The 13,100-nt window shown below is 70.0% G+C and carries 10 protein-coding genes; 4 read left to right on the forward strand and 6 right to left on the reverse strand.

The window, feature by feature from the left end; all coding sequences use genetic code 11:
* Window positions 1–7: 7 nt before the first annotated feature.
* Both SB754_RS01440 and SB754_RS01445 read right to left on the reverse strand, forming a co-directional pair.
* Entirely contained in the window at window positions 8–292 is a 285-nt protein-coding gene (locus SB754_RS01440; protein WP_410780574.1) for a hypothetical protein, read from the reverse strand.
* A 157-nt stretch (window positions 293–449) separates the two neighbouring features.
* Window positions 450–1,478, reverse strand: coding sequence for a LacI family DNA-binding transcriptional regulator (locus SB754_RS01445; protein WP_410780575.1), 1,029 nt, complete (start codon window positions 1,476–1,478; stop codon window positions 450–452).
* A 312-nt stretch (window positions 1,479–1,790) separates the two neighbouring features.
* On the opposite strand from SB754_RS01445, the gene chvE reads away from it, so the two are divergent.
* The 4 genes from chvE to SB754_RS01465 all read left to right on the forward strand — a co-directional run bounded on the left by chvE (window position 1,791) and on the right by SB754_RS01465 (window position 7,544).
* The gene (chvE, locus tag SB754_RS01450; protein WP_410780576.1) at window positions 1,791–2,918 is read left to right on the forward strand and encodes a multiple monosaccharide ABC transporter substrate-binding protein; all 1,128 of its coding nucleotides are present in this window, start codon (window positions 1,791–1,793) and stop codon (window positions 2,916–2,918) included.
* Between the two features lie 72 nt (window positions 2,919–2,990).
* Complete coding sequence (mmsA, locus tag SB754_RS01455; protein WP_410780577.1) at window positions 2,991–4,535, forward strand: multiple monosaccharide ABC transporter ATP-binding protein; 1,545 nt, start codon at window positions 2,991–2,993, stop codon at window positions 4,533–4,535.
* Window positions 4,532–5,707, forward strand: a complete 1,176-nt coding sequence (mmsB, locus tag SB754_RS01460) for a multiple monosaccharide ABC transporter permease (RefSeq protein ID WP_410780578.1) — start codon at window positions 4,532–4,534, stop codon at window positions 5,705–5,707. The genes mmsA and mmsB overlap by 4 nt, the downstream gene beginning before the upstream one ends.
* 184 nt (window positions 5,708–5,891) lie before the next feature.
* A complete protein-coding gene (locus tag SB754_RS01465; protein WP_410780579.1) occupies window positions 5,892–7,544 on the forward strand; it encodes a thiamine pyrophosphate-binding protein in 1,653 nt (550 codons plus the stop codon).
* A gap of 195 nt (window positions 7,545–7,739) precedes the next feature.
* Here SB754_RS01465 and araA read toward each other — a convergent pair whose 3' ends face one another.
* The 4 genes from araA to SB754_RS01485 all read right to left on the reverse strand — a co-directional run bounded on the left by araA (window position 7,740) and on the right by SB754_RS01485 (window position 13,079).
* Window positions 7,740–9,257: an L-arabinose isomerase gene (araA, locus tag SB754_RS01470; protein ID WP_410780580.1), complete on the reverse strand. Its 1,518-nt coding sequence runs from the start codon at window positions 9,255–9,257 to the stop codon at window positions 7,740–7,742.
* On the reverse strand, window positions 9,257–9,958 hold the full coding sequence (locus SB754_RS01475) for an L-ribulose-5-phosphate 4-epimerase (protein ID WP_410780581.1): 702 nt from the start codon (window positions 9,956–9,958) through the stop codon (window positions 9,257–9,259). Before SB754_RS01475 ends, araA begins: the two co-directional genes overlap by 1 nt.
* Window positions 9,955–11,697 carry a xylulokinase gene (locus tag SB754_RS01480; protein ID WP_410780582.1) on the reverse strand — a complete coding sequence of 581 codons (1,743 nt, stop codon included), beginning with the start codon at window positions 11,695–11,697 and terminating at the stop codon, window positions 9,955–9,957. The genes SB754_RS01475 and SB754_RS01480 overlap by 4 nt, the downstream gene beginning before the upstream one ends.
* A 383-nt stretch (window positions 11,698–12,080) precedes the next feature.
* Complete coding sequence (locus SB754_RS01485; RefSeq protein WP_410780583.1) at window positions 12,081–13,079, reverse strand: LacI family DNA-binding transcriptional regulator; 999 nt, start codon at window positions 13,077–13,079, stop codon at window positions 12,081–12,083.
* Window positions 13,080–13,100 lie beyond the last annotated feature (21 nt).

Here is a 13,100-nt window from a genome sequence, read left to right on the forward strand (position 1 = left end):
ATGGCCGCTAGGGAGTCGCCGCGCCGTCCTCCTCCATGTCGAGGCAGTACTCGGGCGGCTCGTGCTCGCCGAGGTGGCCGAGCACCGACTGGGTGTAGGTGTACGTCGACCCGCTGGGCCACGGCTCGGAGTCGCTCAGCAGGTAGAGGTCGAACGCGGGCATGCCCGCGAGGGAGCTGGGCCTGCGGATGTGTGCGGGAGGGACCTCCCGGTCGCCGGAGAAATGGTGCTCGAAGTCGCGCCACGGGTGCTGGGGGTGCACGAAGGAGGCGCGCCAGGTGTCTTCGTTCATTCGGGTGCCCTTGGGACGAAAGCGCGTGCGCACGTCCCTCGGGCGGCGGCGTCGGCTTCGGGTCCGGCGTCTCCATCGGGGCGGGCCAGAACGTTCTACCACGGCGACGGTTCCGGCGGCTGGCCCCCGTACGGCCGGAAGTTTCGTGGAGCGAACATCAGGGGCGGGACGGGGGTGCGGTGCTCGCGCGCACCACCAGCTCCGGGACGGCGTACTCGGTCGGCCCGGGGGCCTCCGTCCCCTCGACCTGCGCCAGCAGCACGTCGATGGCCTGGGCGCCGAGCAGCCCGAAGTCCTGCCGGATCGTCGTCAGCGGAGGCGCGAAATGCTTGGCCTCCGGGATGTCGTCGAACCCGACGACGCTGAGATCGTGCGGGACCGAGAGGCCCAGCTCCGCGGCCGCGTGCATGAGGCCGAGCGCCATCTGGTCGTTTGAGGCGAAGATCGCGGTGAAGTCCGCGTGGTCGAGGATCTTCAGCCCGACCTCGTAGCCGAGGTCGGCGCTCCAGTCGCCCAGCACTGGTGCGGTGACGGCGAGGTCGTGGTCGTTGAGCTCCGCGAGGAAGCCGTTCATCCTGTCCTCGGCCTCGTTCCAGTCCTGGGGGCCCGCGAGGTGGCGGATGCGCGTGTGCCCGAGCTCGATGAGGTGCCGGGTGGCGAGTCGTGCACCGGCCTGCTGGTCGAATGCCGCGACGCGTCCGTCGCCGTCGTCCTTCCAGTGCAGGCTCACGAACGGCACGCCGACCGCGACGCGCTGGAGGGCCTCGTGCGCCCGCTGCTGCGGTGCGATCACGATGACGCCGTCCACACCCTGAGCGGCGAAGGCGTCCAGCGCCTCCGAGATCGCGGCGTCGTCCTCGCGGGCGAGGGTGGCGGAGAGGATGGCGTAGCCGCGCGCCCGCGCCGCCTCGTCGATCGAGGTGGCCGCGCTGAACGGGCCGTAGTGCGAGCGGGCGGAGACCAGGAGCCCGATCGTCTTGGAGCGGGAGGTCGCCAGTGCCCGGGCGGCGCTGTTCGGCCTCCACGCGTTCTCCTCGATCACCTTGCGCACCTGCGCCTCGGTGGACGCCTTGATGTAGCGCTCGCCGTTGAGGACGCGCGACACCGTCTGGCGCGACACTCCTGCCAGCCGGGCGATGTCCCGGATGGAGAGGGCGCGCTGCTCGTCGGGTCCGCGTTTGTCCATGGATCCTGTCTCGTCTGCAGGAGCGGCAGCGCTGCCGCTCGGTAACGTGCTCATCATATTTTTCGGCGAAGCACTTGACTGACCACCGGTTGGGGTCATAGCGTCTAACCCGTTCTGGGACCGGTCACATATATCGCCCGCGGACCAGCATACGACGAGGGAGTCGCACATGACAGCAGCCGGATCGCACGGGAGCGACGGCCGCTGCACTGTCCCTTCGCATGCTGAGAACCGAGGGCGTGACAGTTCCGAGCTCGGCGAATCGGCGCGCACAGGGCGCGCCGGCCGCCTCACCGCTCGAAGGGAATCACAGTGAAGTTCAGGAAAGTCGCACTCGCCGCCGCCGCACTCGGCGTCGCGGTCGCACTCGCCGCCTGCTCAGGAGGAGGCCGCGGAAGCGGAAGCGCCACGGGAAGCGCAGACAACAAGGGCGCCCTCGTCGGCGTCGCCATGCCCACCAAGGTGTCCGAGCGCTGGATCGCGGACGGGAATGCGGTCAAGTCGGACCTCGAGAAGAACGGCTACAAGGTCGACCTCGAGTACGCCAACAACGACATCCCGACCCAGGTGCAGCAGGTCAACACGATGATCACCAAGGGCGCGAAGGTCCTGATCATCGCCTCCATCGACGGAGGGTCGCTGACCGACCAGCTCGACGCCGCAGCCAAGGCCGGAATCAAGGTCATCTCGTACGACCGCCTGCTGACCGGTGACAAGAACGTCGACTACTACGTCTCGTTCGACAACTACAAGGTCGGCGTCTACCAGGCCAAGTCGCTGCTCACCGGCCTCGGTGTGCTCGACGCGGACGGCAAGCCGACCGGCCAGAAGGGCCCGTTCAACATCGAGGTGTTCGCCGGAAGCCCGGACGACAACAACGCGACGTTCTTCTACAACGGCGCGATGGACACCCTGAAGCCGTACATCTCCGACGGGACGCTCGTGGTGAAGAGCGGCCAGACCAACTTCAACCAGGTGGCCATCCTGCGCTGGGACCCGGCGACCGCCAAGGCGCGCATGCAGGACCTGGTCGCCAAGTCGTACTCCACCGGCACCGCCGTCCAGGGCGTCCTCTCGCCCTACGACGGTCTCTCCGACGGCATCCTGAGCGCTCTGGAGGGCGCCGGCTACGGCTCGGGCGGTAAGAAGCTCCCGATCATCACCGGTCAGGACGCCGAGGTCGCCAGCGTCAAGCAGATCATCGCGGGCACGCAGTACTCGACGGTCTACAAGGACACCCGCCAGCTCGCCAACGAGGCCGCGAAGATGGCGAACGACCTGCTCTCGGGCAAGAAGCCCGAGGTCAACGACACGAAGAGCTACGACAACAAGGTCAAGGTCGTCCCGAGCTACCTCTTCCAGCCGGTCGTGGTGACCAAGGACAACTACCAGAAGATCCTGGTCGACAGCGGCTACTACAAGGAATCCGACCTCAAGTAGGACGGTCCGGACGGTCCGGGCGGTCCTGCCTCCGAGCAGGCCGCCCGGACCTCATCGCGAGCAAGGGAGACCATGGCCGACACGATTCTCGAGATGCGGAACATCTCGAAGTCCTTCCCGGGGGTCAAGGCGCTGCAAGACGTCTCGATCAGCGTCGAGGAAGGATCCGTCCACGCGATCTGCGGGGAGAACGGCGCAGGCAAGTCGACGCTGATGAAGGTGCTGTCCGGTGTGTACCCGCACGGCACCTTCGAGGGCCAGATCGTCATGCGCGGCGAACCCGTCGAATTCCGGTCGATCAACGACTCGGAGGCGGCGGGCATCGTCATCATCCACCAGGAGCTGGCGCTGTCGCCGTACCTCTCGATCGCCGAGAACATCTACCTCGGCAACGAGCGGCAGAAGCGCGGCTTCATCGACTGGAACGAGACCAACCTGGAGGCGGCGAAGCTGCTCGAGCGGGTCGGCCTCCACGACCATCCGATCACCAAGATCAAAGACATCGGGGTGGGCAAGCAGCAGCTCGTCGAGATCGCGAAGGCGCTCTCGAAGGAGGTGAAGATCCTCATCCTCGACGAGCCGACCGCAGCGCTGAACGACGACGACTCCGCGCACCTGCTCGAACTGATCCGTCAGCTGCAGGCGCACGGCATCACGTCGATCATCATCAGCCACAAGCTCAACGAGATCAAAGCGATCGCCGACCGGGTGACCATCATCCGCGACGGCCGCACGATCGAGACGCTGGAAATGGGCAAGGAGGGCACCAGCGAGGAGCGCATCATCAAGGGGATGGTCGGCCGGGATGTCGCCAGCCGCTTCCCCGACCATGTGCCCCACATCGGCGAGGAGCTGCTGCGCGTCGAGAACTGGACGGTCCACCATCCACTCGACCGCACCCGCGTCGTCGTCGACGACGTGAACTTCCACGTCCGCGCGGGCGAGATCGTCGGCATCGCCGGTCTGATGGGCGCCGGCCGGACGGAGCTCGCGATGAGCATCTTCGGCCGCAGCTACGGCGTCGGGATCAGCGGCCAGGTGTACAAGCGCGGCAAGCCGATCTCGGTCAGCACGGTGTCGAAGGCGATCGCGAACGGAATCGCCTACTCGACAGAGGACCGCAAGCACTTCGGCCTGAACCTGATCGACAACATCCAGCGCAACATCTCCATCGCCGCGCTCGACAAGCTCATGAACTGGTTCAAGTTCGTCAACGAGCAGCGGGAGTCGCTGGTCGCCGAGGAGTACCGCAAGTCGATGAACATCAAGACGCCCAACGTCCTGACCCTCACCGGCAAGCTGTCCGGCGGCAACCAGCAGAAGGTCGTCCTGTCGAAGTGGATGTACTCCGACCCGGAGGTGCTCATCCTCGACGAACCCACCCGCGGCATCGACGTCGGCGCGAAGTACGAGATCTACACGATCATCGACCGGCTGGCGGACCAGGGGAAGGGCATCGTCGTCATCTCCTCCGAGCTGCCCGAGCTGCTCGGCATCTGCGACCGCATCTACACCCTCAGCGAGGGCCGGATCACCGCGGACGTCCCGCGCGAGAAGGCCACCGCCGAATACCTCATGCAATTCATGACCCAGGAACGCGAGAAGAACCCCGCATGAAACCGCTCACGAAAGCACTGAACTACCTGACCGGGCAGCTGCGCCAGATCGGTCTGTTCATCACGCTGATCGCCATCGTCGTGTTCTTCCAGATCGCGACGGGCGGGATCACGCTGGCGCCGATCAACGTGTCGAACCTGATCGTGCAGAACAGCTACATCCTGATCCTGGCGATCGGGATGGTGATGGTGATCATCGCCGGGCACATCGACCTCTCGGTCGGCAGCGTGGTGGCGTTCATCGGCGCGATGGCCGGCGTGTTCATCTCGAACTGGCATCTGCCGTGGCCCCTCGCGATCGTGTTCTGCCTGGTGCTCGGCGCCCTGGTCGGCGCGTGGCAGGGGTTCTGGATCGCCTACTTCGGCATCCCGGCGTTCATCGTCACCCTGGCCGGCATGCTCGCGTTCCGCGGGGCGGCGCAGATCGCGCTCGGCAATCAGCAGATCTCGTTCTTCCCGAAGGAGTTCCGCGCCATCGGGTCGGGCTTCCTGCCCGCGTTCGGCACGACGGGGTACGAGCCGCTCACGATGATCCTCGGCCTTCTGGCGAGCATCGCCATCCTGGCCAGCTCGATCCGTCAGCGGGCCGTGCGCCGCAAGTACGACCTCGAGGACGAGCCGCTGTGGTGGTTCATCGTCAAGCTGGCGTTCCTCGTGCTGCTCGTCCTGATCGTGACCGTCCTGCTGGCCAGCTACAACGGCACGCCGATCGTGCTGATCATCCTGGCGCTGCTGGTGATCGGGTACTCGGCGATCATGAACCGCTCGGTGTTCGGCCGGCACATCTACGCCATCGGCGGCAACCTGGCGGCGGCTGCCCTGTCCGGCGTGAAGACGAAGCGGGTCACCTTCCTGCTGTTCGTCAACATGGGCGTGCTGTCCGCCGTGGCCGGGCTGGTGTTCACGGCGGGGCTCAACCTGGCAAGTCCGAGTGCGGGAACGAGCTTCGAACTGGATGCGATCTCCGCCGTCTTCATCGGAGGCGCGGCGGTCACCGGTGGCATCGGAACGGTCACCGGCGCCATCATCGGTGGTCTGATCATCGGTGTGCTCAACAACGGCATGTCGATCCTCGGCATCGACAGCGACTACCAGCTGCTCATCAAGGGACTGGTGCTGCTCGCCGCCGTCGCGTTCGACGTGTACAACAAGCGCCGGTCGGTCGGGCAGTAGGGGCAGCGCGCCGCAGTAGGCGCGACACGGCTGCAGGACGCAGCGGCCGCCGGACGCATAAAATAGGTGCGTCCGGCGGCTGCGTTCCGCCGGTGCTCGAAAAATGGGCACGAAGCCACCCGCGGGGCCGCGGCGGCGAGACACATACGGAATCGTTCCTCCGTTCGTCTCGAAAGGCTCCGCCATGCCCTCCGTCTCCGCGCACGTCGCCGCGACCCTCGCCCGCCACATCGACCACGTCTTCGGGGTGATGGGCAACGGGAACGCCCACTTCCTCGACGCTCTGGAGCGCCAGCGCGGCGGCGAATACTGCGCCATGCGTCACGAGGCGGGCGCGGTCGTCGCCGCGGACGCCTACTTCCGTGCCTCCGGGCGGCTGGCCGCCGCGACCGCCACCTACGGCGCCGGCTTCACCAACACGCTGACCGCGCTCGCCGAGGCGGTGCAGGCGCACATCCCGCTCATCCTCGTCGTGGGGGACGAGCCCACCTCGGGACCGAGGCCGTGGGACGTCGACCAGATCGCGCTCGCCGCGGCGGTCGGCGCGCGGACCTACACGGTGGGCCGGGCGGATGCGGCGGCGACCACGGCCATCGCCGTCGAGCACGCGCTCACCTATCGGGTGCCGACCGTGATCGCGATCCCGTACGACGTGGCGACGCGCGAGGCAGGGCCGGTGCCGGAGGCGCCCCAGCCGGTGATCCCGGAGCCGCAGGCGCCCGCCGACCCGTTCTCGCGCGCCGGGATCGCGGCCGCCGCCGCGGCGCTCGCGGCGGCGGAGCGTCCGCTGCTCCTCGCCGGGCGAGGGGCATGGATCTCCGGAGCCGGTGCGGCCCTCGGTGCGCTGGCCGACGCGACCGGCGCGCTCACGGCCTCCACCGCCCTCGGCCGCGGCGTCTTCCCGGACTCGCGATACGACCTGGGTGTGACCGGCGGCTTCGGCGCGGAAGGGGCGATGGAGCTCATCCACTCGGCCGATGTCGCTGTCGTGTTCGGGGCATCGCTCAACCAGTTCACGATGCGGTTCGGCGAGCTGTTCGCCCCAGGTACCCGGGTCATCCAGGTGGACACGCGGCCTGCCGCGACGCATCCGCACGTCGGGTCGTACCTGCGCGGGGATGCGCGGCTCGTCGCCTCGGCCCTCGTCGAGGAGCTGGCGTCGGCCGGCGCAACGCCGTCGGGATGGCGCGAGGCGGTCGACGTCGCGCCGCACCGGGAGCACCCGCGCGGCGACGGCCTCGCCGCCGACGGACGACTCGACCCGCGCACCGCTGCCGCCCGGATCGGCGAGCTGCTGCCGGAGGACCGGGTCGTCGTGTCCGACGGCGGGCACTTCATCGGCTGGGCGAACATGTACTGGCCGGTCGCCTCGCCCGACCGGATGATCATGGTCGGTACCGCGTACCAGTCGATCGGCCTCGGCTGGCCGAGCGTGCCCGGGGCCGCGCTCGCGCATCCCGAGTCGACGATCGTGCTGACCACCGGCGACGGCGGCGGGCTCATGGCGCTGGCCGACCTCGAATCCGCTGTGCGGGTCGCCGGAGGTCGCGGGCTGGCTGTCGTCTGGAACGACGCGGCCTACGGCGCCGAGGTCAACCTGTACGGGCTGAAGGGCCTCGCGCAGGGGCCGATGCGCATCCCCGAGGTGGACTTCGCCGCGCTCGGCCGGGCGGTCGGCGCGGAGGGCGTCGTCGTGCGCACCCCAGAAGACCTGGAGGTGCTGACGACATGGGCCGCGCGTCCCGCCGCCTCGCGCCCCTTCCTCCTGCTCGACCTCCGCATCTCGGGCGACGTCATCGCCCCGTACCAGCACGAGATCATCCGCGTGAACTCCTGACCGGCGTCCGCCCCCCGCTCCCGCGCCCGCGCCCCTCTGCCCCCGCGCCCTTCCGCCCACCGTCGAGTACACGATTTCTGCACGCAAAACGGCCCCGAACCGTGCAGTTTTTGTGTACTCGACGGTGGGGGGAGGGTGCGAGCGACGGGGGGTTCCTGGCCGCCGGTACCGATGACAACCGGCGGCCAGGAGGTTTCAGAGGCCGCGGGCGAGGCGGTAGTAGGCGGCGTTCCAGTCGAGCTCGCGCTGGAAGTCGCGCAGCGTGGTGCTGTCGTCGATGACGAGCAGCTCGGTGCGCGCCATGCGGGCGAAGTCCGCGAACGCCTCGACGCCGACCGCCGTGCTCATCACGGTGTGGTGGGCGGCTCCGGCCTCCAGCCACGCCGTCGCGGACGTGGTGAAGTCGGGCGCGGGCTTCCAGACGGCGCGGCCGACGGGCAGCTTCGGCAGGGGAGCGGTCGGCTCGACCACCTCGACGACGTTCGCGACCAGCCGGAAGCGGTCCCGCATGTCGGAGAGCGCCACCACGACGGCCGGCCCGGGGTCCGCGGTGAAGACCAGGCGCACGGGGTCCTCCTTGCCGCCGATGCCGAGCGGGTGCACTTCGAGCGAGGGACGCGCGCTGCTGAGCGACGGCGCCACCTCCAGCATGTGGGCGCCCAGGATGCGCTCGTCGCCGGGCGTCAGGTCGTAGGTGTAGTCCTCCATCAGGGAGGCTCCGCCCGGCAGACCGGCGCCCATCACATTCGCTGCGCGCACCAGGATCGCGGTCTTCCAGTCGCCCTCGGCGCCGAAGCCGTAGCCCTCGGCCATCAGCCGCTGCACCGCGAGACCGGGCAGCTGCTTCAGCGCGCCCAGGTCCTCGAAGCTGGTCGTGAAGGCGCCGAAGCCGCCCTCCTCCAGGAAGGAGCGCAGGCCCAGCTCGATGGCCGCGCCGTCCCGCAGCGACTGGTGCCGCTCGCCGCCGCGGCGGAGCTCCGGCACGACGTCGTACAGGTCCTCGTACTCGGCGACCAGCGCGTCGACGTCCGTGTCGGAGGCGGCGGCGACCGCCTCCGCGAGCTCGTTCACGCCCCAGGTGTTCACCTGCACGCCGAACACCAGCTCCGCCTCGGTCTTGTCGCCCTCCGTCACCGCGACGTACCGCATGTTGTCGCCGAACCGGGCGAGCTTGAGGGAGCGGGTGGCCGCCCAGCCGGCCGCCGCGCGCATCCACGTGCCGATGCCCGCAGTGACGGTCGGGTTGCTGACGTGGCCCACGACGGTGGTGCGCGGGACGCTGAGCCGGGTCTGGATGTACCCGAACTCGCGGTCGCCGTGCGCGGCCTGGTTGAGATTCATGAAGTCGAAGTCGATCTCGCCCCACGGCAGTTCGACGTTCGCCTGCGTGTGGAAGTGGAGGAGCGGCTTCTGCAGCGCGTCGAGCCCCGTGATCCACATCTTGGCCGGGCTGAAGGTGTGCATCCACGCGATCAGGCCGATCACGCCGTCGTCGGCGTTGGCCTCCAGCATCGTGCGGCGGATGGCGTCGGAGTCGGTGAGCACCGGCTTCCAGACCACGCGGACCGGCACGTCCGACTCGGCGCCCAGCTGGTCGGCGATCGCGCGGGACTGGTCGGCCACCTGGGCGAGCGTCTCCGGCCCGTACAGGTGCTGGCTGCCGGTGAGGAACCAGACCTCGTAGTGGTCGAGGGAGGTGGTGAGCTTCGGCATCAGGCGGTTCCTTCCGGGGGCTGTCCGTAGACGTTCTGGTAGCGGTCGAAGAGGCGGTCGATCGCCTCCTGAGGAATGGGGACGAGCGGGCCGCCCTGCTGGGCGATGTGCACGGTGCGGGCGACGTCCTCGGCCATGACGGCGGCCTTGACGGCGTCGCGCGCGTCCTTCCCGATGGTGAAGACCCCGTGGTTCTGCATCAGCACGGCGCGGCTCCGGTGGCCGCGGAGCGTCGCGACGATGCCGCGGCCGATCGAGTCGTCGCCGATGATGGCGAACGGACCGACCGGGATGTCGCCGCCGAACTCGTCGGCCATCGCGGTGATGACGCACGGGATGGGCTCCGCGCGCGCGGCCCAGGCGGTCGCATAGGTGGAGTGCGTGTGCACCACGCCGCCGACCTCCGGAAGCTCGCTGTACACGTAGGCGTGCGCGGCGGTGTCGGACGAGGGGGAGCGGTCGCTTCCGATCGAACCGGGCACCACCTCCCCGTCGAGCGTGCAGAGGATCATGTTCTCCGGCGCGAGGTCGTCGTAGTCGACGCCGCTCGGCTTGATGACGAACAGGTCCTCGCCGGGCACGCGCTCGGACACGTTGCCGCCCGTCCACACGACGAGGCCGTAGCGGACGAGCTCGGCGTGCAGGCGGGCGACGCGCTCGCGGACGGCGCGGACCGCCGGGGTCTCTCGGTCGGTGGTCATGCGGAGGCTCCTTCCACGGGGAGGGCGGTGATGGCGGCCCGCTCAGCCTCGAGGCCGGACTGGTAGCGCTCCAGGAAGCGCGCGAAGCCGGCGACGTCGTCGGGATGCGGGGTGACGGTCTCGAAGGCGAACCCGCCGAAGACGCGGTGGCGGAGGTAGGCGTCGAGGGCGGTGCTGGCGGTGCTGTCGGTGCTGTCGGTGCCGTCGGCGCGGTCGGCGCGGTCGGTGCCGTCGGTGGGGTAGGGGGTGTCGGCCCGGTCGGTGCCGACGGTGTCGTCGCGGTCGGCGTTGTCCGTGCTGCCGGATGTCGCCCGGTACGCGGCGAGGACCGCGATGCCCCAGGCGCCCCCCTCGGAGGCCGTCTCGGCGACCGAGACCGGCGCATCCAGGGCTCCGGCCAGGAAGCGCTGCGCCACTCCCGCCGTGCGGAACATCCCGCCGTGGGCGAGCATCCGGTCGAGGGAGACGCCCTCGTCGGCGAGGACGCGCATCCCGAGCGCCAGCGTGCCGAACACGCTGTAGAGCTGGGCGCGGACGAAGTTGGCCAGCGTGAGGCGGCTGTCCGGTGTGCGGACGACCAGCGGCCGGCCCTCGGGGAGGCCGGCGATCGGCTCGCCGGCCAGGTGGTTGTAGGCGACGAGGCCGCCCGCGTCGGCCTCGCCGGAGAGGGCCTCGCGGAACAGCGTCTCGTAGACGTCGTCCGTGCTCAGCGGTGCGCCGGCCGCCTCGGCGAAGCGGCGGAACAGTCCGGCCCAGCCGGCAAGCTCGCTGGCCCCGTTGTTGCAGTGGACCATGGCGACCAGGTCGCCGGCCGGCGTGGTGACGAGGTCCAGCTCGTGGTGCACCGAACGCAGCGGGTGCTCGAGGACGACCATCGCGAAGATGCTGGTACCGGCGGAGACGTTGCCGGTGCGGGGTGCGACGGAGCCGGTGGCGACCATGCCGGTGCCTGCGTCGCCCTCCGGCGGGCAGAAGGGGATACCCGGCTGCAGCGCGCCGCTCGGGTCGAGCAGGGCGGCGCCGTCGGAGGTGAGGCTCCCCGCATCCTCCCCCGCGACGAGCACCTCGGGGAGCAGAGCCGGGAGGTCGATGCCCTGCGCGCTGTCGAGGGCGGCGTAGCGGCGGAGGAGTTCCGCGTCGTAGGTCTTGGTGGCGGGGTCGATCGGGAACATCCCGGAGGCGTCCCCGACCCCGAGGACGGCGCGGCCGGTGAGCTTCCAGTGGACGTAACCGGCCAGGGTGGTGAACGTGTCGAGCTGCGGGATGTGCGGCTCGTCGTCGATCACCGCCTGGTGGAGGTGCGCGATCGACCAGCGGAGCGGGATGTTCACGCCGAACGCGGCGGTCAGCTCGGCGGCAGCGGGGCCGGTGCTGGTGTTGCGCCAGGTGCGGAAGGGCACGAGCAGCTCGCCGTTCGCGTCGAAGGCGAGGTAGCCGTGCATCATGGCGGAGACGCCGATCGCGCCGAACGTGGTCGGACGGACGCCGTGGCGCTCCTCGGCGTCGGCGACGAGGCCGGCGTATGCGGCCTGCAGGCCGGACCAGACGGACTCGAGCGAGTAGGTCCAGCGGCGGTCGACGTACTCGTTCTCCCAGTCGTGGATGCCGACGGCGAGCACGGTCGCGGGGTCGTCGGCGTCGACGAGGCACGCCTTGATGCGTGTCGAGCCGAACTCGATGCCGAGGGCCGTGCGTCCTGCCGCGATGGCGTCGCGGTGGCGGGGTTCCGGCGCGGTCATACTGCTCCTCACGTCTTTGTGACCGGTCACATCACGACTTCGAGCATACGTGACGCCCCTGTGGGGCTGTCAAGCGCGGCGCCGCGGCTGCCGTTGCCACCCGTCTCGTCGAGGTGCACCTTGTTGCGTACCGGCACGGCGTGTCGGCCGCAACAAGGTGCACCTCGGCGGGCGGCGGCTTGGCGGCGGCCTGGCGGCGGCCTGGCGGCGGCCTGGCGGCGGCCCGGCGGACCGTGAGTGCCGCCGTTTGTCACGATTGCCGTTGCGCGCGCGGGCGCACTTGTGACAAACGGCAGCACTCACGAACCAGCGACGGGATAGCTGACGCGATTCGGAGCTCGCTCGGGCGTGCTCGCGGAGGAGTGACGGACCGGGAGGACCGCTCAGGCGGACTCGCGGACCACCAGGACCGGCGCGACGGGCGCGTCGAAGTCGAGCGCGGACCCCTCGATGCGGGCGATCAGCCGCGCGACGCAGCGGCGGCCGAGCTCGGCGAAGTCCTGCCGCACCGTCGTCAGCGGCGGCGCGAGGAACGGCGCCTCGGGAATGTCGTCGAAGCCGACGACCGCCAAGTCGCCCGGCACGGAGCGCCCCGCCCGCCGGGCCGCGAACATCGCCCCGAGCGCCATCTGGTCGTTCGACGAAAAGAGCGCCGTGATACCGGGCTCCGTCAGCACGTCGGCGGCGATTGCGGCACCGGAGGCGGCCGTCCAGTCCCCGTCGCGGGTGACGACGGGGTCGGCGCCGGCCGCCTCCATCTCCTGCAGGAAGCCCTCGCGCCGCGCGCGGGCCTCCGACCAGTCCGCCGGGCCGGACAGGTGCGCGATCCGCCGGTGCCCGTGCTCGAGGAGGTGGCGGGTGGCGAGCCGTGCGCCCTCCACCTGGTCGACGAAGACGCCGTGGTCGCCCGCGGTGCCCGCACCATGCAGCGTGATGGACGGGACCCGCACGGAGATCGCATCCATCGCCTCCTGAACCCGCAGCTGCGGGGCAACGACGACGATGCCCTCGACGGCCTGCGCGCTGAGCTGCTCGAGCGCGGCGTGGACCGCGGCGGTGTCGAGGGAGGCTGCGTGCGCGACGGTCACGAAATAGCCGGCGTCGCGGGCGGCCCGCTCGATCGCATCGATACTCGACGCCGGGCCGAACAGCGACGAGGTGGAGGCCACCAGCACGCCGATCGTGGTGGAGCGCGCGGTGGTCAGCATCCGCGCCGCGCGGTTGGGCCGGAAGTTCAGCTGGTCCATCGCCGCGAGCACGCGATCCCGGGTGGCGGGCCGGATGCTGGGGTGGTCGTTGAGGACGCGGGAGACGGTCTGCCGAGAGACTCCGGCGGCCGCCGCCACCTCGCGCACGCCCGGCGTGCGTCCCTGCTCCTCCACACCCACACTGTAGGGGATGCG

This window comes from Leifsonia sp. SIMBA_070, from assembly GCF_046534635.1.
In the GTDB taxonomy this organism is placed as follows: Bacteria; Actinomycetota; Actinomycetes; order Actinomycetales; family Microbacteriaceae; genus Leifsonia.